This window comes from Marinobacter sp. (assembly GCF_014859525.1).
Lineage (GTDB): Bacteria > Pseudomonadota > Gammaproteobacteria > Pseudomonadales > Oleiphilaceae > Marinobacter.
This window is the reverse complement of record NZ_JACUUB010000040.1, coordinates 1-26,542: the sequence shown is the minus strand read 5'-3', so window position 1 is coordinate 26,542 and position 26,542 is coordinate 1. Positions and strand designations below refer to the sequence as shown.

General features: G+C 55.8%; 31 protein-coding genes. 11 read left to right on the top strand and 20 right to left on the bottom strand.

Translation table 11 applies throughout. The features are described 5' to 3' along the window. A partial coding sequence (locus IBX51_RS09765) for an NAD(P)/FAD-dependent oxidoreductase (RefSeq protein WP_291831016.1) occupies positions 1–1,526 on the bottom strand: 1,526 nt, incomplete at its 3' end. 537 nt (positions 1,527–2,063) lie between these two features. Between IBX51_RS09765 and IBX51_RS09760 the strand changes: the two genes are divergently transcribed. After that, a complete protein-coding gene (locus IBX51_RS09760) occupies positions 2,064–2,702 on the top strand; it encodes a TetR family transcriptional regulator (RefSeq protein ID WP_291831015.1) in 639 nt (212 codons plus the stop codon). A gap of 24 nt (positions 2,703–2,726) precedes the next feature. Here IBX51_RS09760 and bamE read toward each other — a convergent pair whose 3' ends face one another. Then, the gene (bamE, locus tag IBX51_RS09755; RefSeq protein ID WP_291831014.1) at positions 2,727–3,038 is read right to left on the bottom strand and encodes an outer membrane protein assembly factor BamE; all 312 of its coding nucleotides are present in this window, start codon (positions 3,036–3,038) and stop codon (positions 2,727–2,729) included. 150 nt (positions 3,039–3,188) lie between these two features. After that, positions 3,189–4,301 (bottom strand): NADH:flavin oxidoreductase, encoded by a 1,113-nt coding sequence (locus IBX51_RS09750; RefSeq protein WP_291831012.1) that lies wholly within the window; start codon positions 4,299–4,301, stop codon positions 3,189–3,191. Between the two features lie 89 nt (positions 4,302–4,390). Here IBX51_RS09750 and IBX51_RS09745 point away from each other — a divergent pair, with 89 nt between their 5' ends. Continuing rightward, the gene (locus tag IBX51_RS09745; protein WP_291831010.1) at positions 4,391–4,855 is read left to right on the top strand and encodes a helix-turn-helix domain-containing protein; all 465 of its coding nucleotides are present in this window, start codon (positions 4,391–4,393) and stop codon (positions 4,853–4,855) included. A 168-nt stretch (positions 4,856–5,023) separates the two neighbouring features. Continuing rightward, a complete protein-coding gene (locus IBX51_RS09740) occupies positions 5,024–5,752 on the top strand; it encodes an OmpW family outer membrane protein (protein WP_291831009.1) in 729 nt (242 codons plus the stop codon). Between the two features lie 111 nt (positions 5,753–5,863). Here the strand turns inward: IBX51_RS09740 and IBX51_RS09735 are convergent, their stop codons facing one another. Beyond that, positions 5,864–7,195 carry a DEAD/DEAH box helicase gene (locus tag IBX51_RS09735; RefSeq protein WP_291831007.1) on the bottom strand — a complete coding sequence of 444 codons (1,332 nt, stop codon included), beginning with the start codon at positions 7,193–7,195 and terminating at the stop codon, positions 5,864–5,866. A 347-nt stretch (positions 7,196–7,542) separates the two neighbouring features. On the opposite strand from IBX51_RS09735, the gene IBX51_RS09730 reads away from it, so the two are divergent. After that, a complete protein-coding gene (locus IBX51_RS09730; protein ID WP_291831006.1) occupies positions 7,543–8,391 on the top strand; it encodes a TlpA disulfide reductase family protein in 849 nt (282 codons plus the stop codon). Positions 8,392–8,494: 103 nt separating this feature from the next. Here IBX51_RS09730 and IBX51_RS09725 read toward each other — a convergent pair whose 3' ends face one another. Next, positions 8,495–9,802: a hypothetical protein gene (locus IBX51_RS09725; RefSeq protein ID WP_291831005.1), complete on the bottom strand. Its 1,308-nt coding sequence runs from the start codon at positions 9,800–9,802 to the stop codon at positions 8,495–8,497. Positions 9,803–9,990: 188 nt separating this feature from the next. Between IBX51_RS09725 and mltF the strand changes: the two genes are divergently transcribed. Continuing rightward, positions 9,991–11,355 (top strand): membrane-bound lytic murein transglycosylase MltF, encoded by a 1,365-nt coding sequence (mltF, locus tag IBX51_RS09720; protein ID WP_291831004.1) that lies wholly within the window; start codon positions 9,991–9,993, stop codon positions 11,353–11,355. Position 11,356: 1 nt separating this feature from the next. Here the strand turns inward: mltF and IBX51_RS09715 are convergent, their stop codons facing one another. Further along, the gene (locus IBX51_RS09715; protein WP_291831003.1) at positions 11,357–12,883 is read right to left on the bottom strand and encodes an NAD(P)/FAD-dependent oxidoreductase; all 1,527 of its coding nucleotides are present in this window, start codon (positions 12,881–12,883) and stop codon (positions 11,357–11,359) included. Positions 12,884–13,098: 215 nt separating this feature from the next. Here IBX51_RS09715 and IBX51_RS09710 point away from each other — a divergent pair, with 215 nt between their 5' ends. Further along, positions 13,099–13,767, top strand: a complete 669-nt coding sequence (locus IBX51_RS09710) for a transglutaminase family protein (protein WP_291831001.1) — start codon at positions 13,099–13,101, stop codon at positions 13,765–13,767. 87 nt (positions 13,768–13,854) lie between these two features. Here the strand turns inward: IBX51_RS09710 and ahpF are convergent, their stop codons facing one another. From ahpF to IBX51_RS09690, 4 genes are all read right to left on the bottom strand, one after another. Beyond that, the gene (gene ahpF / locus IBX51_RS09705; RefSeq protein ID WP_291831000.1) at positions 13,855–15,420 is read right to left on the bottom strand and encodes an alkyl hydroperoxide reductase subunit F; all 1,566 of its coding nucleotides are present in this window, start codon (positions 15,418–15,420) and stop codon (positions 13,855–13,857) included. 221 nt (positions 15,421–15,641) lie between these two features. After that, positions 15,642–16,205, bottom strand: a complete 564-nt coding sequence (gene ahpC / locus IBX51_RS09700; protein WP_291830998.1) for an alkyl hydroperoxide reductase subunit C — start codon at positions 16,203–16,205, stop codon at positions 15,642–15,644. Positions 16,206–16,472: 267 nt separating this feature from the next. After that, the gene (locus IBX51_RS09695) at positions 16,473–17,189 is read right to left on the bottom strand and encodes a hypothetical protein (protein WP_291830997.1); all 717 of its coding nucleotides are present in this window, start codon (positions 17,187–17,189) and stop codon (positions 16,473–16,475) included. After that, positions 17,186–17,677, bottom strand: coding sequence for an RNA polymerase sigma factor (locus IBX51_RS09690; protein WP_291830996.1), 492 nt, complete (start codon positions 17,675–17,677; stop codon positions 17,186–17,188). The genes IBX51_RS09695 and IBX51_RS09690 overlap by 4 nt, the downstream gene beginning before the upstream one ends. A gap of 125 nt (positions 17,678–17,802) precedes the next feature. Here IBX51_RS09690 and IBX51_RS09685 point away from each other — a divergent pair, with 125 nt between their 5' ends. Beyond that, the gene (locus IBX51_RS09685) at positions 17,803–19,143 is read left to right on the top strand and encodes a S8 family serine peptidase (protein WP_291830995.1); all 1,341 of its coding nucleotides are present in this window, start codon (positions 17,803–17,805) and stop codon (positions 19,141–19,143) included. Here the strand turns inward: IBX51_RS09685 and IBX51_RS09680 are convergent. The 4 genes from IBX51_RS09680 to IBX51_RS09665 form a co-directional block, all read right to left on the bottom strand. Then, on the bottom strand, positions 19,140–20,102 hold the full coding sequence (locus IBX51_RS09680; RefSeq protein WP_291830994.1) for a hypothetical protein: 963 nt from the start codon (positions 20,100–20,102) through the stop codon (positions 19,140–19,142). The genes IBX51_RS09685 and IBX51_RS09680 overlap by 4 nt on opposite strands. A gap of 66 nt (positions 20,103–20,168) precedes the next feature. Next, a complete protein-coding gene (locus IBX51_RS09675; RefSeq protein WP_291830993.1) occupies positions 20,169–20,543 on the bottom strand; it encodes a hypothetical protein in 375 nt (124 codons plus the stop codon). A gap of 101 nt (positions 20,544–20,644) precedes the next feature. Then, the gene (locus IBX51_RS09670; RefSeq protein ID WP_291830992.1) at positions 20,645–21,967 is read right to left on the bottom strand and encodes an acyltransferase; all 1,323 of its coding nucleotides are present in this window, start codon (positions 21,965–21,967) and stop codon (positions 20,645–20,647) included. Between the two features lie 40 nt (positions 21,968–22,007). Next, on the bottom strand, positions 22,008–23,057 hold the full coding sequence (locus tag IBX51_RS09665; RefSeq protein WP_291830990.1) for a DUF21 domain-containing protein: 1,050 nt from the start codon (positions 23,055–23,057) through the stop codon (positions 22,008–22,010). Positions 23,058–23,253: 196 nt separating this feature from the next. Here IBX51_RS09665 and IBX51_RS09660 point away from each other — a divergent pair, with 196 nt between their 5' ends. Further along, complete coding sequence (locus IBX51_RS09660) at positions 23,254–23,448, top strand: type II toxin-antitoxin system VapB family antitoxin (protein WP_291830989.1); 195 nt, start codon at positions 23,254–23,256, stop codon at positions 23,446–23,448. Then, positions 23,445–23,846: a PIN domain nuclease gene (locus tag IBX51_RS09655; protein WP_291830987.1), complete on the top strand. Its 402-nt coding sequence runs from the start codon at positions 23,445–23,447 to the stop codon at positions 23,844–23,846. The genes IBX51_RS09660 and IBX51_RS09655 overlap by 4 nt, the downstream gene beginning before the upstream one ends. A gap of 73 nt (positions 23,847–23,919) precedes the next feature. On the opposite strand, the gene IBX51_RS09650 is transcribed toward IBX51_RS09655, so the two are convergent. Beyond that, a complete protein-coding gene (locus IBX51_RS09650; RefSeq protein WP_291830986.1) occupies positions 23,920–24,183 on the bottom strand; it encodes a Txe/YoeB family addiction module toxin in 264 nt (87 codons plus the stop codon). Beyond that, a complete protein-coding gene (locus tag IBX51_RS09645) occupies positions 24,180–24,422 on the bottom strand; it encodes a type II toxin-antitoxin system Phd/YefM family antitoxin (RefSeq protein ID WP_291830985.1) in 243 nt (80 codons plus the stop codon). Before IBX51_RS09645 ends, IBX51_RS09650 begins: the two co-directional genes overlap by 4 nt. A gap of 169 nt (positions 24,423–24,591) precedes the next feature. Between IBX51_RS09645 and IBX51_RS09640 the strand changes: the two genes are divergently transcribed. Further along, positions 24,592–24,834, top strand: a complete 243-nt coding sequence (locus IBX51_RS09640) for a type II toxin-antitoxin system ParD family antitoxin (protein WP_291830984.1) — start codon at positions 24,592–24,594, stop codon at positions 24,832–24,834. Further along, positions 24,834–25,130, top strand: coding sequence for a type II toxin-antitoxin system RelE/ParE family toxin (locus tag IBX51_RS09635; protein ID WP_291830983.1), 297 nt, complete (start codon positions 24,834–24,836; stop codon positions 25,128–25,130). The genes IBX51_RS09640 and IBX51_RS09635 overlap by 1 nt, the downstream gene beginning before the upstream one ends. 80 nt (positions 25,131–25,210) lie before the next feature. Here IBX51_RS09635 and IBX51_RS09630 read toward each other — a convergent pair whose 3' ends face one another. The 4 genes from IBX51_RS09630 to IBX51_RS09615 form a co-directional block, all read right to left on the bottom strand. Beyond that, positions 25,211–25,492, bottom strand: a complete 282-nt coding sequence (locus tag IBX51_RS09630) for a type II toxin-antitoxin system RelE/ParE family toxin (RefSeq protein ID WP_291830982.1) — start codon at positions 25,490–25,492, stop codon at positions 25,211–25,213. Continuing rightward, a complete protein-coding gene (locus tag IBX51_RS09625; RefSeq protein ID WP_291830980.1) occupies positions 25,489–25,761 on the bottom strand; it encodes a transcriptional regulator in 273 nt (90 codons plus the stop codon). Before IBX51_RS09625 ends, IBX51_RS09630 begins: the two co-directional genes overlap by 4 nt. Before the next feature lie 140 nt (positions 25,762–25,901). Beyond that, on the bottom strand, positions 25,902–26,201 hold the full coding sequence (locus IBX51_RS09620) for a type II toxin-antitoxin system RelE/ParE family toxin (protein WP_291830979.1): 300 nt from the start codon (positions 26,199–26,201) through the stop codon (positions 25,902–25,904). Then, complete coding sequence (locus tag IBX51_RS09615) at positions 26,202–26,471, bottom strand: type II toxin-antitoxin system Phd/YefM family antitoxin (protein WP_008284815.1); 270 nt, start codon at positions 26,469–26,471, stop codon at positions 26,202–26,204. Positions 26,472–26,542 lie beyond the last annotated feature (71 nt).

Below are 26,542 nucleotides of genomic sequence, written 5' to 3'. Positions count from 1 at the left end.
TACTGCTCGGCATCAAAACGCTTGGTCTGCTGCCGGAACTGCCAGGTGAAGCCCGGCCACAGGGTGGTGTTTTTGCCGTTCTCGTTCACGTACCAGCTCTTGCAGCCGGTCTGCCACACGGAATCGCCGAGTTTGGCATGAATCGAGGCGTTGTATTGGCTGAAGGCGTCTTCCTTCACTTCCACCGTCTTCCAGCCTCGGTGCTGCATTTTCTTCAGGGCATCCAGCACGTACTGCACCTGGGACTCGATCATGTACACCATGGAGCTGTGCCCAAGGCCGGTGTTCGGGCCCATCAGCATGAAGAAGTTGGGGAAGCCGGCCACGGTGGTGCCCTTGTAGGCTTCCGCACCGTCGCGCCAGGCATCGAGCAGGTCCTGGCCGCCACGGCCGTAGATCATGCACCGGGGAATTGGCTCTTGAGCCTTGAAGCCGGTGCCGTAAACGATGCAATCCACCTGCCGCTCGGTGCCGTTGCCATCCACGATGGTGTTGCCTTTCACTTCACGGATGCCATCGGTCAGTACGTCCACGTGATCCTGATCCAGCGCCGGATAGTAGTTGTTGGAGATCAGCACCCGCTTGCAGCCGAAGTGGAAATCCGGCGTCACTTTTTTGCGCAGTTCCTTGTCCTTGATCTGACTGCGGATATGACGACGCGCCTGCAGCTCACCGATTTTCAGGATGCGCGGGTTGCCAACAAAGCCCAGCACCCGGGCTTCCAGCATCCAGTAAACGCTCTGGCGAAACGCATTCAGGGTTTGCGGCACCTTTTGGAACATCATCCGCTCCAGCGGGCGGATTTCCCGGTCCGGCTTGGGCATGATCCAGGGCGGCGTGCGCTGGTACAGATCCAGATGAGCGGCCTCCCTGGCAATTTCCGGCACAAACTGGATGGCCGAGGCACCGGTGCCGATCACCGCCACCCGCTTGCCGCGGAAATCGTAGTCGTGATCCCAATGCTGCGAGTGGAAACGGGTGCCAGTGAACGTGTCCATGCCTTTGATATCCGGATACGCCGGCGTGCTCAGTCCGCCCATGCCGGACACCAGAATGTCCGCATTCAGCTTACGGAACTTCGGCAACGTCTTGTCGCTGCGATCCAGGGCATCACCGGGCTTCAGGTTGTTGGCTTCCATGTAGGCCCAGAGTTTGGGACTGTCGCAGGTTTCGATGGTCCAGGCGCCGGTTTTGTCATTCCAGCGAGCACCCGCTACGTGGGTGTTAAGCTCTATGTGCTCCATCAGGCCGTACTTTTCCGCACAGTGACGCAGGTAGGCTTTGATTTCTGGCTGGGGCGCGAACATGCGGGTCCAGTTGGGGTTCTGTTCGAATGAGAAGGAATACAGCGCAGATTGCACGTCGCAGGCACAGCCGGGGTAGTGGTTTTCGTGCCAGGTGCCGCCGATGTCATCGCTTTGTTCGAGAATGACGAAGTCGTGAAAGCCCGCTTCTTTAAGTTTGATACCCATGCCAAGACCCGAGAAGCCGGTGCCGATGATGGCGATCTTTGCGGTTTGTGTCATTGCTGCACTCCTGTGTGGCCTGTTTGACCTTGCCTGTTGTTGTCTGGGTGGTCATCATTGATCGGTAGACACATGTATACCGCCACGGGTAGACACTTGTATACTCTGGTTCGGGTGTTTGGCCCTTGGTGACAGGTTGTTGGCCTGTGTGGCCTTTAGTTGGGTGCTCGGTTCGCCGCTTGCTTAGGTAGGTGGGATCGGCTGGCCTTCGGCTTATGGTGTTTGGTTGATTTGGGGATGGCTTTCCAAAACACGCTCCTTCGGCACATCCATGTGACGCTTGGGCTCCGCCATCCATGGCTCCGCACAGTTTTGGAAAGCCATCCCCAAACCAACCTTTAGACTTTTATGAAGGCCGTCTCCCAAATAGTGAAATTGGGAGGGCCTGCATACTCAAATGTTAGAGAGGCCGGTCTGGTAGACCTTTCGAAAATGCTTGTAGCCATGGATGGCGGAAAGCAAGCGTACATGGACGTACTCGCAGCGGTTTTCGAAAGGTCTACCAGACCGGCCTGACTCCAAAAACACGAGGCTTAGATGAACACACTGGCCGGCGGAAAACTGAAACTGGTGCAGGCTGCACTGCGGTTGATTACCGAAACACGGAGCCTGACGTCGTTGGGGCTGCGGGAGCTGGCCCGTGAGGCGGGGTTGAATCCGAATACGTTTTACCGGCACTTCAAAAGCCTGGATGAGTTCGGGTTGCAGGTGCTGGGGTATATCGCTGAGGATATGAAAACCGGAGTGCGGCAACTGCGGCAGATGGCAGACACTTCCGAGCAGGCGTCTCATGACACCGTCACGTTTGTGTACAGCTACTTCCTCGCCAACCCGGCCGCCACCACTGTGGCCGTTCGTGAGCTGCACGGGCCCTCGCCGCTGTTGCGCCGGGCCCTTGAGACACAACTCAATGCCAGTGCCCGGGAAATGGCGGAAGATATAATCGAGCGCGGACTGGTGCCGGGAGTGGAAGATCCGGTCGTGCATGAGATTTCGCACATGACCATTCGCTACATTCTGTTTCGGGCCATGGACTACATTGAAAAGCCAGAACAGCGGGAGCGGATTCAGCAGGAGACAGAGCGGTTTATCAATCGGCAGTTTCGGGGGGCGCTGATTGAAGAGCTGGACATTATGGATGTCCTGACGCTGAAAACGATACCGGGGCGAACCTGAAGCCCACCCCGGCACCGAACAGCCTTACTCGGTGGTGTTGAACACGTAGGATGACACCGTGCCATCGCTATTGAAGCGAACCACCAAATCCGTCGTTTCTGCATCACCAAAGGCCGACCAGCGATACTTGCCATAAGTCCAGGTACGCTTGCCGTCTTCCACCCCGGTGCGCCAGGGTTCCCCGAACATATCCTGAATGTTCGCTCGAGTAGTTTCACCAATGCGGATCTGGTCTATGTTATGGGTCGCGAAATCCTGGCCGACCGTTGCGCAACCTACCAGGGTCGCGAACAACAAAGCCAGGCCTGCCAGTTTCAGATGCCGGGTTAAAGCCATATCCAACTCCTTTTTCGATGGTTGAGTCATTACTGAACACAGCATAGCGGTTCTGTAAAACCGTGCGATTAACAACCGGATAACTTTCACCCACAAAAAAGCCGCGGGCCCGAAAGCGCGCGGCAAGCAGGATCGAAGGAGTAAGATCGATCAGTAAAGCTTGGCCAGAGATTTTTTAGCGAAGGCTTCCACTTCGTTCAGGCGACCCTCTTTGACTTTCACCAACCACTCCGGGTCTTGCAGCAGGGCGCGGCCAACCGCGATCAGCTCAAACTCGCCATTCGTCATACGCTCAACCAGCTCATCAATGCCGGACTGCTCCACCGCTTCTTTCTTGCTGGCGAAGGTGCCGCTGATGAAGTCTTCGGTCAGGCCCACGCTGCCGACAGACATGGTGGGCTTGCCAGAGAGCTTTTGGGTCCAGCCAGCCAGGTTCAGGTTGGAACCTTCAAATTCCGGCTCCCAGAAACGGCGGGTGGAGGCATGGAAAATGTCGACGCCGGCCTCAACGAGCGGCTTAAGAAAGCGTTCGAGCTCTTCCGGGGTGTTCACCAGTTTGGCCTCATAATCCTGCTGCTTCCACTGGGAGAACCGCAGCATGATCGGGTAATCGGGGCCTACGCGGTGGCGCACTTCTTCTACGATTTCCACCACAAAACGCAGGCGGTTTTCCAGGCTACCGCCGTACTCATCATCGCGCTGATTAGTACCTTCCCACAGGAACTGATCCAGCAAATAGCCGTGCGCACCGTGGAGTTCTACACCATCAAAACCCAGAGCCTTGGCGTCTTGAGCGGCATCGCCGAAGGCTTTGATCACATCATCGATATCTTCTTTGCTCATCGCCTTGCCGTTCGGCTTGCCTGGAGCAAACAAGCCCGACGGGCTGTAACCCGGTACTGACGGATCAGGGTCCGTACCTTCTTTGCGTACCGCACCCACGTGCCAGAGCTGCGGGAAGATAGCGCCGCCGGCTTCATGCACGGCATCCACCACCTGCTTCCAGCCTGCCAGGGCTTCGTCGCCATGGAATGCCGGTACGTTGGGATACCCGTTAGCCGCATCGTGGTTGACGGTGGTGCCTTCGGTGATGACCAAGCCAACGCCGGCTTCAGCCCGACGGCGGTAATAATCGACTACGTTGTCACCCGGCACACCCTTGGGAGAAAAATTACGGGTCATCGGAGCCATGGCTACGCGGTTACGCAGCTTGAGGTTGTGAAGTTCAAACGGCTCAAACAAAGGACCAAGATTCATACTCATGTGATGTGCAACCTCATTAATTTGGTTTCGTTAAGCAACCTTATTCAATTTGGTTTTAAAATGCAACCCTATTGGGTACACTCACCTACATGGCTAGAAAACGTTTTGATGACTCCAACTGCTCCGTCGCCCGTGCCCTGAATGAAGTGGGTGACTGGTGGTCCCTGCTGATTGTGTTGCACGCCATGTATGGCACCCGCCGGTTTGTCGATTTTCAGCAGCAGCTGGGCATCGCCAAGAACATCCTGTGTGACCGCCTCGCTCGCTTGGTCGACAACGAAGTGCTGCGCAAGGAAGAGGTGGGTGAGCACGGCTCCCGCTTTGAATACCGCCTAACCGAGAAAGGCCGCGACCTGTTCCCTGTGGTCGTTGCCCTGCGCCAATGGGGTGACAAATGGAATCCGGCACCAGATGGCCAACCGCTGGATTTACGCGACCGTGATACCGGTGAACCGGTACAAACCGTCACCGTACGGAACGCTCAGGGTCAACCCCTGAGTATTAGAGACGTGTTTGTCGCTGAAGATCTCAACAGCAGCACCAAGTCTGCCTGACCATAAGGGCAAACCACATTTTCCTGAATCCCGCCCGGTTTTTTGAGCTGAATCAAGACTGCCCTGGAACCAAGCCGGCCACCCGTCATTTCTTGCGCCAAATCAAGATTCCAGTTTTCCCCTCCATTAAAGTTGCTCCATCGAACTTTAATGAGTGAGGAAAATACTATGTCTCGTACCGTCAAATTAGGTGTTCTGGCAGCGGCTGTCATGGCAACTGCACCGGCCGTTCAGGCATTCGAAGCGGGTGATTTCATTCTGCGTGCGGGTGTTGCGCATGTGGCACCGGATGATTCCAGTGACTCTATCACTGTGGGTGGCGCTCCACTACTTTCCGGCGCGGATTCAAAAGTCACCGTCGACTCCAATACACAGCTGGGCCTTCGCGCCACCTATATGTTCACCAATAACCTCGGTGTTGGCCTGCTGGCCGCCACCCCGTTCAAACACAACATCAACGGTGGCGGCGATATTTCGAGTGACATCAAGCTAGGCGAAACCAAACATCTGCCGCCAACCCTGACACTGCAGTACTTTCCGATGGCAAGTTCTTCAGCGTTCCAGCCGTACGTGGGCGTGGGCGTAAACTACACCACTTTCTTTGAGGAGAAGACCACCGGAACTCTGGATAGCGTGGTTGCTGGAGAATACGGCATCCCTGGGGCCCGCACGTCGCTGGATCTGGACGACAGTGTTGGCGTAGCCGTTGAAGTAGGCATGGACTACATGCTGAGTGAGAATTTTGGTCTGAACGCGGCAATCTGGTGGGCAGACATCAATACTGATGCCCGAGTGAAGGTTTACGATGCAAACGGTGACTTCGCCGCACAAACCGACAAGTTCGAAGTAGAAATCGACCCCATGGTCTACATGGTAGGTTTCACCTATAAGTTCTGATCGCCGTCTCCTCCCGGCAGCTCACAGAGCTGCCGCAGAAACGACTCTCAGAACACAAAAAAGCGGGGCGCTTCAGCCCCGCTTTTTTATTGTCCGCAAAACCGGATCAGATCACGCGCTCTGGCGCTGAGCCGGACGGCTGGTTCTGCCCTGCCCTTGGCCACGGCCTTGCCCTTCGCCCTGACCACCACGGCCACGACCGCCGCTGCGACCGGCCGGTTTCGGGCCAAAACTCTTGCCAGCGCCACCTTGAGGGCGACGACTGCGAGCCTTGCTCGGGTCGGCCTTGGCTTTCGGCTTCAGCGGCAGGTTGTTTTTGGGCTCAAAGCCCTCCACTTCCTTGCGCGGCAGCTGTTTTTTGATCAGCCGCTCAATACCCGCCAGCATCTTGCCTTCATCGGCGCTCACCAGAGACAAGGCATGACCACTTTCACCGGCACGGCCGGTACGGCCGATACGGTGCACGTAGTCTTCCGGCACGTTCGGCAGTTCAAAGTTCACCACCTGGGGTAATTGCTTGATGTCCAGGCCACGGGCCGCAATGTCGGTGGCAACCAGCACACGCACTTCACCGGCTTTAAAGTCGGCCAGAGCACGAGTACGGGCACCCTGAGACTTATTGCCGTGGATGGCGGCGGCGGTGATACCGTCTTTTTCCAGCTTCTGGGTCAGGCGGTTAGCGCCATGCTTGGTGCGGGTAAATACCAGCACCTGTTCCCAGGCGTTGTCACGCACCAGCTTGCTCAGCAGCGCGGTTTTCTGGCTCTGGTCTACCGGGTACACCGACTGGATGATGTTGTCAGCCGAGGTGTTACGGGCCGCTACTTCAACCTGTACCGGGTTATCCAGCAGGCCTTCCGCCAGGCCACGGATCTCGTTGGAGAAGGTGGCGGAGAACAACAGGTTCTGGCGCTTGGCCGGCAACAGCGCAAGAATCTTGCGGATGTCGCGGATAAAGCCCATGTCCAGCATGCGGTCGGCTTCGTCCAGCACCAGGAATTCCACTTCGTTGAAGCGCACAGCGTTCTGCTGATACAGGTCCATCAAGCGGCCCGGTGTTGCCACCAGAACGTCGACGCCCTTGCGCAGCTTCATCATCTGTGGATTGATTTTGACACCACCAAACACCACCGCGGCTTTGGTCGGAACGTATTTGCTGTAGAGATTCACACTGTCGTGAACCTGTGCTGCCAGCTCCCGTGTCGGCGTCAGGATCAACGCGCGGGGGCCTTTGCCATTGCGCGGGTTGTCCGCAAGGCGCTGCAAAATAGGCAAAGTAAAGCCGGCGGTTTTACCGGTGCCGGTCTGCGCCGCAGCCATCACATCTCGACCAGACAACACCGCAGGAATGGCCTGAAGCTGAATGGGCGACGGGGTATCGTAACCCTGATCGGAAGTGGCACGAACGAGCTGCTCGGACAAACCGAGGGAAGAGAAATTCATATAAGGTGTACTCTTGATTGATTCTGCCTCCACGAACACCGTCGTCGGCGAATGCGGGCAGATGCCATGAAAATTCATGGAATAAAAAACGACTACGGTCACGCGCCGGGTTCGGGGTGACGTCCTCTGACAGGTCGTATGGATAATTCGCAAAGCGGCAAATAGCCAGAAACTGCGGAATCCCTAGAGGCAGGATGCAGGCACGGTAACAGAGGGTCTGACAAATAGCCATAGGTGGTTTTCATTAGCAGGCGTCCTTTTTCGAGTAAAAAAAGGGAACTCCGGTCAATGTCTGTGGTCACTAGCAGCCATATTGCACTAACTATTCACCATAATCTGGAGATGCCATGCTCAGCGTAGGTGTTGGCCCCGTTGGCCTGTCCATCGGGCACTTGCTACTGGTTTTTGCCTTTGTCGTCGCCCTGATCGTCGGCGCCATTGTCGGCCGCAAACACAAAACACCGATTGCTGGCACCCTGTCGGATATTTTTGTGGTTGCCATGCTCAGCGCGCGTATTGGCTTTGTTATCCGTTACTACGAGCATTACCAGGGTGACTGGCTGGGTATGATTGATATCCGCGACGGCGGTTTCGATATGATCACGGGACTGATCGTAGCCCTCGTGTTTGGCGGTTTCCTGATGTGGCGTCGCGCTAACAGTCGCCGGGCGCTGGGCACTGCCATGGTAGCCGGCCTGCTAACCTGGGGCTTTACCACCGGCACTCTGGGCCTGATTAATCAACAGCTGAAAGGCCTGCCCGAGGTCGCCCTGACCGACCTTAACGAGCAACCGGTGGATCTGACCGCCCTCGCGAATGGCCAGCCAACCGTCGTTAACCTGTGGGCCACATGGTGTCCACCCTGCATTCGTGAAATGCCGGTATTGGAAGAAGCCCAAAAGCGCTATCCCGGTATCAATTTTGTGTTTGCCAACCAGGGCGAACATCCGGAAACCATTCAGAAGTTCCTGTCAGAACAAAATCTGGACCTGCATCACGTGCTCAGCGATCGCCAGGGTCAGTTTGGCCGGGTAACCGGAAGCCACGGCCTGCCGACCACGCTGTTCTACAATGCCGAGGGCAATATGGTCGACAGCCACATGGGCGAACTGTCTCGCGCCAGCCTGTTCCGGGGTCTCGAGCGCTTTGATGCCAGGCACCTGACACCTTCCGAAGAGATCACATCCAACGACTAGACCAACGATGAGGCCCGGAAGGCAAGATAAAATGGCTCAGGGCATGCCTGACCCACAAGCTCTGGAGCGGATGATGGGGCCAAGGCCTTAAGCAGCCTGGTTATCAGGCCAGCCAAAAGGTAAGACCAAAACCTAGCAGGCTGGCCGCCATCAATCCAGACAAAGAGAGCCCCAGGCTCCACCGGAACGAGGCATGCCGAGCGCGGTAGCCGGTCAATCGCTCCATGATCAGGGCATTAGCCGCGAACGGTGTGCCAAAAGCCGTAATGCCCCAACCCGTTACCATGGCAAAGCCCAACCCGATCTGAGCATCCGCCGGCCAGATCGACCCCAGAATGCCGCCCACCAAGGTGCCGATCACAATCGGGTTTACGCCGCCCAGGCCAGCAACAAAAAACAGCCAGGGTACGGCCGCCGCCGCCATGGCCCAAAGCCAGACTGACAATTCCGGATCGCCATTTATCTGGCCCAACACCACACCGCTGATGACTGTGCCGATAAAGGCCGAGCCGCCAACAATGGCTAACTCGTTGCTAACGTTAGCCATACTGGACACCGGCTGACGTTCACCGCGCAGCAAGCCAGCAATCCGATACAGCAATACCGCACCCAGACAACTCAATGCCACCGAATGAGCGTAACTGAGTTGGTACTGTTGGCTGAGCCAAAACACACCGGCGCAGATGGCCAGAATCAGCCCACTGAAACGAAGCCAACTGGCAGCGCCCGCCCGGTCTTCCAGAGATTCAGCTTCCTGCGTGGGCTCCGGCTCACGCCAGAACAATCCTGCCAGCACCAGCACAATGGCAAACGGAATCGCCAACGACAACAACTGAAGCATCCCGAGCCCGGGCAGCAGCGTCAGGGTCAGAACCACAGAAATGGACAAGGGCGAGAACGTAGGTGCCACACCAAACCCTCGCAGCACAGCCCGAGTAGCATTGCGGGTGGCCGGCGAGTCGCCGTTCTGGCGGATACGTTCCCCAACCAGGCTGCCAACCACCGCCACCGACCCGAAGTTCAAAGGCACCGAGACCAGGGAAGTGCCATAGGCGAGGCTCAGATAACGTACCAACGGCTTGCCACCGAACAGACTGACCGAAATACGTTGCAGATCTTTAGTGCGAGCCAGTACATTCGACAACAACATCACCGCGAGCACCAGGCCCGCCAGTCGGGTCATGCTGCCGGCTGCCGTCGCGATCAGGGCCGGGTCATGGCCGAGGGCGAAAGCCAGGGTCAACACCGCGAACGCAAACACTCCCCGGGGGACATGCCGCATGTCCTGCCACCCCAGAACCACCGCCAGACTCACCGCCAGTGCTCCCATCAGGGCCATGCCCGGCAGCAAGGAAAGCACCGCCGCAATCAAAGCAATGTATGCAAACGCAGAACGTAGTATGTACTGCAAAGGTGGCTCCCTCGTTCAAAGATCTGGCTCAGGAACCACTATCATAAGGATGCTAAGTTGCTATGCCTATCCGCAATTAGGTGCGTAGAGCAGTGATCGTAACCAACCGATCCAATTGCTTGCTCAATGGGTATATTTAGAAGAGAGTAGGTCTACACAAAAACACGACATAAACAGGAAAGGTCCTTATGCTCCGCTGGAAGCTTGTTGCTGGAATACCGGCACTGATCCTGACACTGGCCGGATGCAGCGAGTCGTCCAAGCCCACGAACACTCTGGCGATTGAATCACCTTTTGAAACCGGCATCCTGAAAGTGGCCACTCGTAACGGCTCCACCACTTATTATCTGGACCGCCACGAGAACCCTGTTGGCCCTGAATACTCGCTGGTCATGGATTACGCGGAGGCCCGAGACTGGCAGGTGGAGTGGACCATGCTGGATTCCACCAGCGCGGTTCTTGACGCACTCGAAGCTGGCACAACACACCTGGCCGCAGCCGGCCTGACCCATCTTTTAAGCCGCAGTGATCGCTTTACCCGGGGCCCGGCCCACACCGAGATTACCGAGCAACTGGTATGCCATAGAAACAGCGATCCTCTTCCTCGAAAACCAGAGGATTTGCCGGGCACGGACATCGTCGTAACCGCCGGGTCGAGCTATGTGGCAACGCTCACTGCACTGGCCGAACAACATGACGGCATTGAATTCCGCGAAGATGCCGACCGCACAACCGAAGTGATCCTGTCAGATGTAGCAGCCAGAACGGTGGGTTGTGCCGTGGCCGATTCCAACATTGTTCAAGTGATGCGCAGACACTTTCCGCACCTGGAGGTCGCCATGAACCTGACCGAAGGACGTAATCTGGGCTGGTACCTGCCGGCGGGCGCGCAAGCGCTGGCGTCGGATACACGGGAGTGGATGAACAGCACCGCAGGCAACGAAGCGCTTGGCAACATGGAAAGTCGCTACTACGCCTACATTGGTGATTTCGATTTTGTGGATCTGCGGGCTCTGAACCGCAGTATTGACGCAAAACTGCCCAGGTACATTGACGAGTTCCGGGCGGCAGAGCTGAAAACCGGCATGCCGGCCGATTTGTTGGCCGCCCTGGCCTACCAGGAATCCCATTGGGAGCCGACGGCCCGATCACCCACCGGGGTGCGTGGCATCATGATGCTCACCCAAAACACTGCGCGCTCCCTTGGCGTAACCAATCGCCTGGACGCCAAAGCCGCTATCGACGCAGGTGCCCGGTATCTGGCAGACCGCCATAGGCGCTTGCCCGACACCATTCCCGAGCCTGACCGGACCTTTCTGGCACTGGCCAGCTATAACATTGGTCGCGGCCACCTTCTGGATGCCCGTCAGCTGGCACGGGACTTGGGCAAAAACCCGGATTCCTGGGACGACATGGCTCAGGTACTACCTCTGAAAGCCGACAAACGCTACTATCCCAGTACCCGGTATGGCTACGCCAGGGGCTACGAGCCCGTCCATTACGTGCAACGAATTCGTAACTACCGCGACGTCATCCAACCAGCGTTTCAGTAACTCAAGCGCCGAACAAGGCAGAACGCAGCGGGCGCAGGAAGCCGGCGTTCTGCCCGGCTTGGGCACGGCTGAGCTTGCCATCAAACTCCAGATAGCCATCCTCGATCGACTCAAAGCGTAACACCTTCACGTCTTTCAAATAGTTCTGACTGGCTTTCCAGGGGCCGTGAGTGCCCTGACGAGGCAATCGGTCTGCTGCCCGCTTGATGTAACCCGCGTCCAGGGAGCCCATAACGGTGTCCTCACCCAAACTGTTTTCCGTATCCCGTGGCACCGCCACCCGGTAGTCGTTCCGATCCATGTGGTTGATCAACCGGCACAGATACTCACTGGCGATATCCGCCTTGAGAGTCCAGGAAATGTTGGTGTAGCCGAAGATCATACCGGCATTGGGCATGCCCTCGATCATCACATTTTTGTAGACCACCTTATCCTTCAATACCACGGTCTGGCCATCGACTGTGGGCGTGATACCCCCCAGCATCTGAATGTCCAGACCCGTAGCCGGGATGATGATGTCGGCCGTCAACTCTTCGCCGGATTTCAGGCGAATGCCGGTTTCGGTGAAGGTGTCGATGTGATCGGTCTTGATCGACGCCGTACCGGCTTTAATGGCATCAAACAAGTCACCGTCTTTCACCACACACAAACGCTGATCCCAGGGGTTATAGTCTGGCGTGAAATGACGCATATCGGCCTTGCCTTTCAATTGCCGGCGAATGACAGACAAGAATAACCGGCGCATGGCTTTCGGGCTCTTGCGGGAGCGCTCATAAAGCAGTCGCGAGACCGAAATATTACGAGCCCTGGTCAGCCGGTAGGCGGTTTTTTCAGGCAACACCTTTTGCAGCGCCAGCGTTACCTTATCGTTGGAAGGCAAAGGCATGAGATAAGTGGGTGAGCGCTGCAGCATCGTCACGTGGCCGGCTTTCTCAGCCATGGTCGGTACCAACGTAATGGCGGTAGCGCCGCTGCCAATCACCACCACCTTCTTACCGGTGTAATCAAGGTTCTCGGGCCAGTGTTGCGGATGCACCACCTGGCCTTTGAAGCGATCCTCGCCGGGAAAATCAGGCTTGTAGCCCTGATCGTAATTGTAGTAACCGGTGCATCCCACCAGAAAACTGGCCGTGTAGGTTTCAACCTCACCGGTCTTCTCGTTCTCAGCCGTCAGCTTCCAGCATTTTTCGTCACTGGACCAGTCGGCGTTCTTAACCGCCACGCCGTATCGGATGTGTCTTTCCACATCGTTTTCCTGGGCGGTGTCGGCCACGTACTGTTTGATGGAGGCGCCGTCTGCCAACACTTTGGCACCGGTCCAGGGGCGGAAGTTGTAACCAAAGGTGAACATATCAGAATCAGAACGAATGCCGGGATAACGAAACAGATCCCAGGTGCCCCCCAGCGACTGCCGGCGTTCCAGAATGGCAAAGCGCTTACCCGGACATTCCCGCTTCAGGTGGCAGGCCATGCCGATGCCGGAAACGCCGGCGCCGATGATCAGAACGTCGTAGTGTTGGTGGCTCATGGGTTTTACTCCCGCGGTTATCTTTGTTATCGGATGCCTGTACGTTACGCCCCACCACTGCTCGTGCAATTGGCTTCTAAACCGTCTGAACCTGGTAGATACGGCCAAATTTACGGTGATTAAACCGGATAATGGTTATGGTGGAGAAAGTCATTGCCCATAGCTTGCTAACCGGGGGATGATCAGAACACATGCGCCAATGCCGGAATAACACCATGGACAACTACCTCAAGCCCACCGCGTTCTTTGATTATGACAAAGCCGAAGTAAAAGACTGGATAAACCAGCAGCTGGAAGGAGTACCAAAAGATCCCGTGGAACAGGCTAAGGCACTCTACCTGGCGGTGCGAGACAGCGTGCACTACAACCCTTATGTGTTCCAGACCGACCCGCGCACTCTTTCCGCCAGCTATGCCCTGGAAAGCAGGGAAAGCTACTGCATCCCCAAAGCAGTGTTGTTAGGCGCCGCCGCTCGTGCCATCGGCATCCCCAGCCGTCTGGGCCTGGCAGACGTGCGCAATCACCTGTCCAGCCCAAAACTGATCGAATGGCTGCAATCCGACATCTTCCGCATGCATGGCTTTATTGAGCTGTACCTGAACGGTCGATGGGTGAAAGCCACCCCCGCTTTCAACCAGCAACTGTGTGACATGATGAAGGTAGAGCCCCTGGAGTTTGATGGCCTGACCGATTCGGTGTTCCAGGAATTCACGGAAGACGGCCAGGCACACATGGAGTACATCAACGACCACGGCGTGTTTGACGACGTGCCCTTCGACTTTATCGTCGACGGAGTCCGCGCCGCCTATGGCCACCTGTTTACCGAAGAAGGGCAGCCGGCTCAGGTTAAAAGCAGTCTGGAACAGGACCTCTCCGAAAACTAAGGTCGCATCCACAAAAAAACCGATACCTGAGTCCTACAGGTATCGGTTTCAGGGGTCAGCCTGAATGGGCCAGGCTTAGGTCAACGCTTACTCAGCCGAGTTCCGGATCAGGAAGTCAAAGGCACTCAAGGCGGCTTTAGAGCCTTCGCCCATAGAAATCACGATCTGCTTGTAAGGCACGGTAGTCACATCACCGGCGGCAAACACACCCGGAATCGATGTTTCGTTACGATCATTTACGATGATCTCACCGTGCTGGCTCAATTCGATGTCGCCTTTCAGCCATTCGGTGTTTGGTACCAGGCCGATCTGGACAAACACACCTTCCAGTGACACCTGATGCGATTCGCCGGTGTTGCGGTCGGTGTAGATCAAACCATTGACCTTGCCGTTGGCACCGGTGATCTCGGTGGTCTGGCCAGAAGTGACAATCTCAATGTTCTTCAGGCTGCGCAGTTTCCTCTGTAACACCTCATCAGCACGCAGTTCCGCACCGAACTCAATCAGCGTGACATGGCCAACAATACCAGCCAGGTCGATGGCCGCTTCTACACCGGAGTTACCACCACCAATCACCGCCACGCGCTTGCCCTTAAACAGCGGGCCGTCGCAGTGCGGACAGTAAGCCACGCCCTTGTTGCGGTACTCTTCTTCACCCGGCACACCCATCTGGCGCCAGCGGGCACCAGTAGACAGAATAACGGTACGGGCTTTCAAAGATGCGCCGTTGGCCAGACGCACTTCGTGCAGGCCGCCGGTTTGCGCAGCCGGAATCAACTTTTCGGCCTGCTGCATATTCATGATATCGACTTCGCATTCTTTGACGTTTTGCTCCATGGCCGCAACCAGCTTCGGGCCTTCGGTGTAAGGTACAGAAATCAGGTTCTCAATACCCATGGTGTCAGCCACCTGGCCGCCGAATCGCTCAGCCGCCACCCCGGTCGCAATGCCTTTACGTGAGGCATAGATCGCCGCCGCGGCACCGGCGGGGCCACCGCCGATGATCAGCACTTCAAAGTTGTCTTTCTGATTGATCTTCTCAGCTTCTTTGGCACCGGCGTTGGTGTCCAGTCGGGCTACAATTTCTTCCAGCGTCATCCGGCCCTGGCCCCAGGGCTCGCCGTTCATGTAGACACTGGGCACGGCCATCACTTCACGCTTTTCGACTTCGTCCTGGAACAGAGCGCCGTCGATGGAGGTGTGCTTGATCTTCGGGTTCAACACGCTCATCAGGTTCAGCGCCTGCACCACGTCTGGGCAGTTCTGGCACGACAGCGAGTAGTAGGTTTCAAACTCGAAGTCGCCATCCAGGCCCTGGATTTGCTCAATCACATCCTGAGACGCCTTGGATGGGTGACCGCCCACCTGCAGCAGAGCCAGTACCAGCGACGTGAATTCGTGGCCCATGGGGATGCCGGCAAAACGAACGCCAATGTCACTGCCTACACGGTTGATCGCAAAAGACGGACGACGAACATCGGCTTCACCGTCAGTCCGCAGGCTGATCTTGTCAGACATCGGCTCAAGCTCTTCCAGCAGCGCCTTCAGTTCCTGGGATTTGTCGCTGTCGTCATAAGCCGCCACCAGCTCGATCGGCTGCTGCAGCTTTTCCATGTACGCCTTCAACTGGCCTTTGATATTGGCATCCAACATGTGCGGTCTTCCCCTTAATATCGTGAAACTAACTTTTTGAATTCAATAATGAATCGTGAAATAAGATGTAGCCAAGATAAGCGCTGCCAAGACTTTGCTCAAATTGATTGATGCAAACTGTTTGATAGCTCTTTGCTATACGATTCAGAAAAAGCGATTAATAAATACGAAAAAGGCCCGCAATGCGGGCCTTTTCGATCAGCTTCACCGTGAGGAGAACCTTAGATCTTGCCTACCAGGTCCAGAGACGGAGCCAGTGTAGCCTCGCCTTCTTTCCATTTAGCCGGGCATACTTCGCCAGGATGGTTGCGAACGTACTGAGCGGCTTTCACCTTGCGCATCAGGTCATCTGCGTCACGGCCAATGCCTTCAGCAGTGATTTCCATCGCCTGGATAACGCCATCCGGATCGATCAGGAAGGTAGCGCGATCTGCCAGGCCCTGGCCTTCACGCATTACACCAAAGTTGTTGGTAATGGTGCCGTTCTGGTCGCCGACCATAAAGTAGTTGATCTTGCCGATGGTTTCGGAGCTATCGTGCCATGCTTTGTGGGTAAAGTGAGTGTCGGTAGACACGGAGAACACTTCAACGCCCAGCTTCTGCAATTCTTCGTACTTGTCTGCAACGTCGCCCAGCTCGGTCGGGCATACGAAGGTGAAGTCAGCCGGGTAAAAGAAGAATACTGACCACTTGCCTTTTACGTCTGCATCGGAGATTTCTACAAACTCGCCCTGCTTGAATGCGGTTGCGTTGAACGGTTTGATTTCGCTGTTAACAATACCCATCTGAGAAAAACTCCTGTTGGTTCATTGGGATGGTGATAAAGAACGCGTAGAACACTATCCTACGGATGGCTTCAGTGAAAATTAATTATTCCCAAACAAGGAATAGGCTCAAGCTATTTCTTGTTTGGGAATCACTGACTCCGGCAACTGGCGCCGCCCTGAGACACCGATGCTAGCTCTATCAATGGGGCCTTAACCCGCAACTTCAATATTTCGGGAATCCAGAATATTCTCAAAAGATGATGATTTAATGGCGGCCAACGCCTCTCAATAACGCTCCCAGCGGCCGCCAAGCATGGCGGCTTCCTCATCCAGAGCCATCGGCGGGCCGGCCATCATTTGGTCCAGCACATCGTCCATTATATGGCCACCACTGGCGGTCTGATAGCGTTGCGAGTCTGGTACCGAAGGCGCGTTTACCGTGACAAGGGATGCCCAGTCACCACGGCCATCACGGCAGGCAATCTGTTCTGATGCCTCAGTTGCCGTATCTAACCGAAACTGGCGACACCAATCACCGGCCTGATTCTGAAACGTCAGCCGCGGCGTTAACGTGATGTCTGAACCCAGGACATAGGCCTGGCCACTGGGCTCGTGCTCGAGCACTTCCGCCAGTGCGGACCAGGCAGGCGGGTCAACATTCGGCGAATTCAGCCATTGTGTCATGGCAATACCGGCAATGACCGCGGCGGCCACGGCTTTGCCCGAGTGTTCCCGCAGCCGACGCCACCAGGGGAAGGCCACCACATTGTTCGAGCTGGCAACGGGGTCTGGCTGCTTGAGCAATCGGGTAACCGAATCCGGCACTGGCTGATCATCAATAGCACCGTAATGACGCTGCAACCCGGCATCCACCGAGGCGAGCTCAGCCAGCCGGTCAGCCAAAGCGGGGTCTAACTCTATCTGGTCGCGAACCGCAGCCATCTCCGGCTCACTCAATTCGTTGTCCAGAAACGCGGACAGTAGCTCGTCAGTGATTTTCATGATTTGGTCCTCATACCTGCCGGCGTCAATGCATCACTCAAAGCTGCCCGGGCACGGGCCAGGCGGCTCATCACCGTACCTTTGGGTACGTCCAGAATGTCGGCAACCACGTTGTAAGACATACCCTGAATGGCCACCAAAGAAATAATCTGACGCTGATCCATCGGAAGCTCTGCCATGGCCGCATCCACCCGGCTCCATTCCATCTGCTGGGTGGTGTCATGCTCTCCGTTCACCACCTGGCCTTCGGTCAGCTCGGGCTTTTCAGCAGCCTCGCGACGAACCTTTCTGGCCCGGCATTCGTCTATCCAGACATTACGGCACACTCTGAAGGCCCACTTGGTCAGATCCACGTCGTCAGGCCTGCTGCGCGCGAGTAAGCGCTCTACCGTACTCTGCAGCAGGTCATCGGCGTCTGGCATCGAGCCGGTCAGCGAGTAGGCAAACCGCCGCAGCCCGGGTAGTAGTTCGATAATTTCCTTGTGCATGGCGTTATCTTTCAATGAATGTTATTTGTTCAACGAGCCAGGATGCGAGTTATTCCCTGTTCTGTGGAATTTTTACTGCATCGAGCCGTTAACGGTGAACATCCCTGTAACTTAGGACTGGTCCAATGACTCCCTATTTCAGTCGCCATGTGCTCTGCGCCCTCACGCTGTGTTCATTCTCCGGCCCCGCGTTCGCCATCGGCAGTCAGGCACTGGACCGGCAACTGGACACCGTCACCCGCCAAATAGAACAAAGAACGGAGCGCGCTCTGGGCCGCGCCCTCGACCGCCGGCTTGATGGGGTTGAGCAGCGTATTGAAGCTCGTACCAAACAGGCCAACGACCGACTGGCGCAATTACCCCAATCTCTCCCTGTACACACGCTGCAAGGTGGTAAAGCGTTCAATGAAGTGGCTCTGGATACTGGTTATCGGGCTGTTGAACGTCAATGGCTGGCTACCGGCACCGCCACACAAGTCGCCGAGCTGAACCAGCCCGGCATTACGATTCTTGATCAGCGGGAACTGTCTGGCCTGGGTATGATTCTGGTGCGCTTTCGGGTAGCGCCGGCTCTGGATTCTCTGAACGCTCTACAAGACGCCCTGCCGGGCCTGGCCGAGCAACTGGACCGAAATCACATCTACACCCCGCAGAGCCAAGCGGCCGACGATAACACCAAAAACCTTCTCCCCCAGTGGCAAAGCCTTTGCGCCGCCCCCGTACGCATCGGCATGGTTGATACCGCCATCGATCTGGAGCATTCGGTGTTCGAGGGTGCGCAGATTATTCAGGAGAGTTTTTTGCAAATGGCAGACGTAAACGGTGACCTCTCAGCGCCCACCACCCACGGCACTGCGGTCGCCAGCTTGATGATCGGCCGCCAGGCAGGTCAGTGGGCTGCACGTTTACCCGCAGCCACCCTGTTTAATGCGTCGGTGTTCTACAGCCGGAATCGCGAGCTATCCGGCGCAACCCTGGCGCACCTGCTTGATGGCCTGAGCTGGCTGGCCTCTCAGGAGGTTTCGGTGATCAATATCAGCCTCACTGGCCCGGATAACCGCCTGCTCCGAACGGCAGTGGCTCGCCTTCATGAACGGAGTATTGGCTTGGTCGCTGCCGTGGGTAACGAAGGACCCGCAGCAGCACCGCTGTACCCGGCGGCTTATTCCGAGGTAGTTGGCGTGACGGCAGTGGATACCTCACGCGAGCTTTACCGCTGGGCCAACCACGGACAGCACGTGCTGTTTGCTGCTCCCGGTGTTGCCGTACCCGTGGCCAAGCCTGGCGGCGGCATGACACAAGACAGCGGCACCTCGCTGGCAGCACCGGTGGTTTCTGCGGCACTTGCCTGCGAATTGGTCTCGCAAACCCGGGAACAGGCGTTAGAGGTACTAAAGCGTGTCGCTGAGGATCTTGGCGAACCGGGGCGCGACCCCCGGTTCGGTTATGGTCTGCTGGATTACTAGAAACCCGCGCGCAGGGCCACACCGGCCACCCATCGGTCGTAATCCGCCGAGTCTAACGTGGAGGTGTAATGACCATATGACACCCGGGGCTCCAGACTGAACACCTCGTTCAGACCCAACCGCCAGCTGGCTTCAATCACTCGGGATTTATCCACCCGCTGGCCGGTGCGCTCCGCCAGATCGCGGGTCAGAAAATCATTCAGCGGGCGATTATCCTCTACCGTGATCACCACCTCATCGTATTCCTGGTCTTCATAACGCCAACTCAACCGAAAACGGCTGTCCTGGCCCGCCAACACAAACCGATGCACCAAGGCGGCCCGAAACCGGATCAGGCGATTATCGTAAGCGTCCGACCGGGCATCTTCATCGTCAAGGTCTACGCCAAGTATCAGATTGCTTCTGGCCTGATTGAAAAAGAAGAACGCATCAAAACTACCACCCCGGATATCCGAATCTCTGGCGGTGCCCGCATCAAACTCTTTGCTCTTGTCTTGCACACTGGCCATCAGGTACACATTCTCGCCAATCAGGCTACCAAGGTAGAGACTGGTGCGCCTGAAATCCAGAAACCGATCCGAATCCAGAGTGGCGTAGGAATAGTGGTAGCTGGCACCCACCGTAACCGGATCAAAGTCATAGCTGAGATCCGCCGATAACAGGTGGATGTCCTGATCAAACTGATCCAGATTGTGGTAACGGCGCCCCGACAAATCGTATCCCAGCGTCAGGTTCAGGGCCTTGGTGGGTTTCAGAACACCTTCCAGCCCGGCACCCAATACCCAGGCCTCATCACTCTGGCCTGACGATGCGTTCAGTTCGTCCACCGTCACGTTGCTGTCGTGTTCCAGACCACCAGACCAATAACCATTCAGACCTGCGTCAGCCTGCACTTGCATCGCCGGTGTAGCCAGCCCCAACACCACAGAACAGATCGACATTCGTTGAATCACACGCATGTCTGCTCCTTATTTGCTCATCAACAAAAGCCGGGCCCTCAGGCCCGGCCAGTGTCAGACGAGTGATTACTGACCACCGTTTCGGACAGCGCCCTGAACGGCTCCACGAACAGTGCCCTGTACTTCACCACGAATGCTCTCAGAGACAGACGTTCCGATCTGCTGATTGGTTTCAACGCGAATCTCGGCGTTTCGGGCTTCATTCACGCGCTCCCGGGCCTGTTCCCGGCGTTCAGCGGCTTTATCGCGAGCGGCCTCGCCATTGGCGTTGGCCCGGGCATTGGCTGACGCGTTGCCCTCAGCCGAAGCACCATCACGGGCATTTGCTTGCGCGCTCATGTTCATTTCAGCCTGCACACTGGCATTGGCTGCGCCTTGCTGGGCGAACGCGCCGGTGGACAGAAGTGAACAGATTGCGAGTGTCAGTACATGCTTTTTCATGGAAACATCCTCCTGTGTTTTTCCCTTTCGGGTTACTTTCATCAGGAAGACGGATGGCCAAACAACTTATTCCATAAACATCGAATTTTATTGTTGGAACGTCATTTCGCCCTTGGGGGCTGGGGATGCGCACGCAACACCCAGGACGCCGCCGCAACGCCAGCCACGCCGATCAATGCCCCAGGCAGTGCACCCAGCGCCAGGCTCACGACAATGCCGGCAAACAGCAAAAAACCGCCGATCAGGATCGCAGGGGTGTTGGTGGCCTGCACAACATTCCGTGTGCGCCGCATTTCAAACGCCACCACTGCCGCAATCACCGGTATTACCATCAGAGTGCAGAATCCCAGCCACCAGAGGCGGCCTATCCAGAAACCGGCCTCACCCGGTAATCCTGCATCCACCGGCAACCCAAGGCGTTCGCCCAGCCAGGCCGCCGGCAATTCCGCCAGCTTGTGCCAAAGATAGAGCGGCATACTCAGGGCACTGAGCATGCCCACCGCGCCACTAATTCGGCGCCGGTCTAGCAACCACCGGCCCGGGCGCTCGAAAAACAACACCGCCCCTACCTGCAGCCACATCACGCCAGCCAGCGCCAGGGTTGGCGGCAACATGTTGCTGTCGCCGTGGAAATCCCGCCCAACCATGCCCACCGGGTAGCCGCTGGCCACGGTTGCGCTCAGCCATGCTGCCCCCAACACCAAAAACGCCAACCCGGCCCAGGCTCCCCGAAACCGGCCGCGCCTCCAGGCAATCCCAAGCTGTTGCGGTAGCAGCCACACCAGCAACATATTTAACCAGCCAATGCCAACACCAGACTCCGTCACCCGTTGCCCCAGGCGCAACACGTCTGCAATCGACGTTGGCATTGCCCGCAAAAGATCCACCAGGGCCGCCGCCACAACCAGGCCCACCACAGCGCCCAAACCCCAACGCCGATCTGCCGCCACACTCACTGGCAGTAACGCCTGCACACTCAGCAGCATGATCAGAAACCACAAATGAATCGTCAGGGACTGATTGAACGGCTCCAGCAACCGTCCTCCGGTATAAACAGAGATCAGGCCCAGCACGGCAATCGCCGCCAGATAGGTGACCGTTGGCCGGGCCAAGCCCAACGCCCGGCTCCCCCACCAATGCAGTTGCCGATGCCCCTGCTCCATTCGCCGGGCAACACCATCGGCGCTGACCGCCGCAGAAACAAACACAAACAGCGGCACCACCTGTACCACCCAAGTCAGGAACCCCGCCGATTCCCACACCTTGAGCAGGTGCTCAGTCTCGATCACGACATCGCCGTCAAAACGCGGCAGAGTGGCTATCCAGTGCCCGAAAACCACCACCAGTAACGCCCCTGCTCGCAATGCATCAAGATAAAGATTACGTTCAGGCGGCGTCTGTTTCTGCGTGCCGGCCGTTGCCATGACATCCGATCTCCTGCCGATAAACGGTTGCCCCGCTTAACTATGAATTGTGCACTGCGGGAGCGTGACTGGTGGAATCGCCTTGATCACCGATCCCACGGAACAGTCTACCCAGCAGGTCGGTCCCGGTAATAATTCTTGGATGGCCATTCCACAGCAGAATGGTGTCTTTATCGATCACTTCGGTTCCGGTCTTGCCAGAAGTCACCCGCAATAGAGGCAGATGTTGCCCCAGTTTTTGGTGGCCATCCCGAACCACAATTGGCCGATGACAATAGTCCATCGGCTGTATTGACCGGTTACCACCCATAAACACATCCGACAGAAAGTGTCGGGTTTTCAACACCAGACGGGGCTCACCATCGGAATCTACCAGGACCGCCCATTTCCGGCCCACTTGGTGGAGCTGCCGGAGAAAAGGATCGTCAGGTGTTGGCAATATCTTGGGGAATACCGGTGTGTCATTGTCGAAAGCCAGTGTGATGACACTGCACGGGGCTAATGGCTCGCCCTCATCGCATAGATGAACATCGTCGATATCAAGAAAGTTTAACGCGCCCCGGCCTTCCATTCGGGCAATGTCAGAGTCCACGGATTCCATGTGTAATTTGATGATTCGCCGCATATCCCGCTCCGAGAATACCCGAAGCGCCTCACCACCCAGCCACGCGTCCAGTATCATTGCGGTTGGCTTTGCCACAGGAAACAGAAGAACCTGGTAAAACCTCAACATTGGCGTGAGCAAAGCAGCCACTCGAAGGGCGTGACGCGAGAAGTAAGCCTGCGGCAGTATCTCCGCAAAAATCGTGATCACAAATGTCGAAAACACAAACGCCGAGACGCCGGCAAGCACCGAATCTGCCAACAAAGCCAGCAACACGTTAACCGACACATTGCCCCAAAGGATGGTGACCAGGGTAAAATTGGCGTCGTTCCTCAGGTTCAACACCTTAACCGCTCTGGCGTTCCCTTTCTTGGTCTCAACCTCCAGTTCAAGTTTACTCATCATGAACACAGCAAGATTAAGCCCGGAAAACATGGCGGACTGAATAAGGCAAAGAAACACAGCGACCCAAACAAGCTCTGACATACAGGAGCACCCTCTGATTCAATGTATTCAATCGGCTACTTTTGACCGCTTTGTTCACTGCAACGGCTTCGGCTCGGATGCCTCATCTTGGAGCCGCGGAGCGGCGAAAGATCGGTCGCTGTGCAGCCGATTGTTATGCTTTCTCTGAAGTGCTAGATTGTGTATAGAAACTAGAAACCATACACACAGGTACGCCATGAGAACGAACATTGTCATTGACGATCAGTTGATGGCAGAAGCCCTCAAAGCCTCAGGCTACAAAACCAAAAAAGAAGCCGTTGAGCAAGGCCTGAAACTTCTGGTCCAACTGAGTAAGCAGCAGGAAATTCGAAAGCTGCGAGGCAAAATTAACTGGGAAGGCGACCTGGATGAAATGCGGAGCGCCCGATGATACTGGTGGATACCAGCGTCTGGATCGACTATTTCAACGGAGTCGAAAACCCGCAAACTGACTTGCTGGATGCCTCGATAGTCAAAGGGTCTGTCGCTATTGGAGATCTCATATTTCTGGAAATCCTGCAAGGCATCCGCAACAACAAACAATATCGTCAGACCAAACAAAGCCTGCTCGCGCTAGAGCAATACGAAATGTTTGGAAAAGATAGGGCAGCCAAGTGCGCCGACAATTATCGAGCACTTCGTAAAAGGGGCATCACGATCAGAAAGACTGCCGACGTGATCATCGCGACATTTTGCATAGAGAACGGGCTACCCCTGTTGTTCCTGGATCGCGACTTCATCCCTTTTGTTGACCACCTTAAACTTGAACCTGCCCTGAGAGAAACATAACGCGAAACTTTGCGACAATTTAGGAACCGCGCAGCGGTGGAAAAATTGTCCGGCAACAGCGACTGGTTATGCATTATTCGTAGTGGCTCCAGAGACGGAGGACTTTTACCACTTTCTCGTCTTCAAGCACTTGGTATACCAGACGGTGCTGGATATTGATTCGGCGTGAATAGGCACCCGCAAGATCACCAATCAGCTTCTCAAACGGGGGTGGCTTGCGGTACGGATCTTCTGCAATGAGTGCCAACAACTCTTGGGCTTTTGGCTTGAGGCCGCTGGAGGCCAGCTTCTTTGCGTCCTTCTGTGCTTGTTTGGTGTAAACCAACTTCCATGTCACCAGTTCAGTTCCTCATCGCATTCATCCACGGGAGTATCCATACCCTCACGAATAGACTCTCGCATACCCGGTACGGAGAGCAGGTAAAGCGTTTCCTGAATGGCGGACCAGTCATCCTCCGAGATCAGAACAGCCTTGTTTCGCTTGCCCATGATGACGATTGGTTGATGGGATTCTGCAGTCTCGTCAATCAATCGATAAAGGTTACTGCGCGCCTCGGTGGCGGTGATTCCAGTCATGACGCACCTCTTGCGTATTCAACTTTCCACCAAGTGTACGCCTTCAGGAACGTACGTCAAGACGAACGCTTTGCATAACGTCCGCAATCACGCGCTTGTCGCGTGGATTGCATTGTTATGCCACCTCGACCAAAATTGTACCAATTATTGGTATTAGCGAGGTGGAATCATGCAAAAAAACACCAGCATCACTCTAGGCCAACATTTTGATGCGTTCATTGCAGAACAGCTCAAAAATGGCCGATACAACTCAACCAGCGAAGTCGTTCGTGCAGGACTGCGCTTGCTTGAGGAGACCGAAACCCGCCTGACTACGCTTCGAAAACTGCTTCAGGAAGGCGAGGACAGTGGTTTTGAAGCTTACTCCTATGACTCGTTCATTCGCGAACTGGACAACGAAGAAGAGCGCTGATGCCGAGTTTCAAGCTTTCCAGGAAGGCCAAAGCTGACCTCAAATCTATTGCACTGTACACGGCACGTGAATGGGGCCGGGATCAGCGAAACCACTACGTTTTTCAGTTCGACCAGTGCTTCCACCTGCTGGGCGAGAATCCTAACCTGGGGCAATCCTGCGATGAGATCAGCCCGGACTACCGTAAGTACCCTCAGGGAAGCCACGTCATCTTTTATCGGCTAGCCACCGACGGTATTGTTGAAATTATCCGTATCCTGCACAAACGCATGTTGCCTGAAGGGCATCTGCTTTAGGCCATAACGCGAAGCTTTGCGGCAGTTTTGGAACCGCGCAGCGGTGGAAAATTGTCCGGCAACAGCGGCTGGTTAAATTGCTACCGTTCACCTTCCATCTCATGCCATACCCGTAAAATGATGATGGCACTCACATGCACTGAATAGCGGACAACATACTTGCCAAAAACCATGTCGCGGATGGAGTCAGGCACCGGCGCCATTTCAACCGGTGCCCCCATTTTGGGAAAGTCTGGTAGCAATTCGATCTTGCCAACCAGCTCTGTGGCTATCCTACCTGCCGCAGAAGGATTGTGAACCGCGATAAACTCCCTGAGGCGCTTCAAATCTTCAATGGCTTCGTCCGTGTAAACCAGTTTCACTTACCTGACCTCGGCGCATCCTGCTCGTTTTCAGTTCCCCAACTATTCAGCCAATCATGGACCTCGCTAGCATCAACTACCTTTCCTTGGGCAGCCGATTCCATTGCCTCCAGCGTTTGCTGCCAACGCTCCTGCTCAAGCTGTTGTTTTTCAATGTATTCCGAAAGCGCCTGGTTTATAACCCAGCCTTTGCTTCGGTGGAGCCTGCTGGCGATTGTTTCCAGATGCTGTTCAACTTCGGCCTGAAGGCGAACTGTAGTGACGCTCATAGCAATACCCTCACTCACGTTGGTGACTACAGTGTATTACAGCATAGTCTAATAGGGTGCCGCAAAGAATTTAACGCCCGCCATCACCGGTGACAAAACCGCAGCGAAGCGGAGGGTTTGGCATCCGGTGCATGCCTTGGTTATGTTTCGTTTGCTGGTAATTCGAGCTGCCTCTCACTTCGCCAGACTCGTATGAGTGCAGCCTCTTTAGCCTGCCTGAGGTAAACAACCCGAAATGGCGCGTGAATCAATTCGCGAATATGATCCAGGTTGAATTCAGGAACAACGCGGCCAGCATCAGGGTGGATTTGAAGCATTTCACAATGCTCCAGGATAGCAGCCACGAAATCATCACCGATATGCGGTACATCCTGCTTTCTGTAATACTCCTGAATAGCCCGTAAGTCCTCAAGAGCGGACTGTGCGATGCGTAATTCCATTTACTTGATGCCCAACGTTTTCTTGGCGTCCTCCAACGATACGGTGTTGCCCTCGCGAACATCCATAAGCCCCTGCGCCACCGCCTTTACAAACCGCAATTCCTCTGCGGTTCTCTCATAATCCTCAAGCCCCTGAACAACAGCTATGCCGCGGCCACGGCTGGTGAGCAGGATTGGGCGGTGCGTATCTTGCGCTCGACCAACCACCTTTCCGGGATTAATCTTCAGGTCTGATAGAGGAATGACATCCTCGGAAAATTTCACTTGCATAGTGATTACCTAGCCAACGATTTGGTACTATTAATAGCACCAGTTAACAGGTGCGGTCAAGAAACATAACG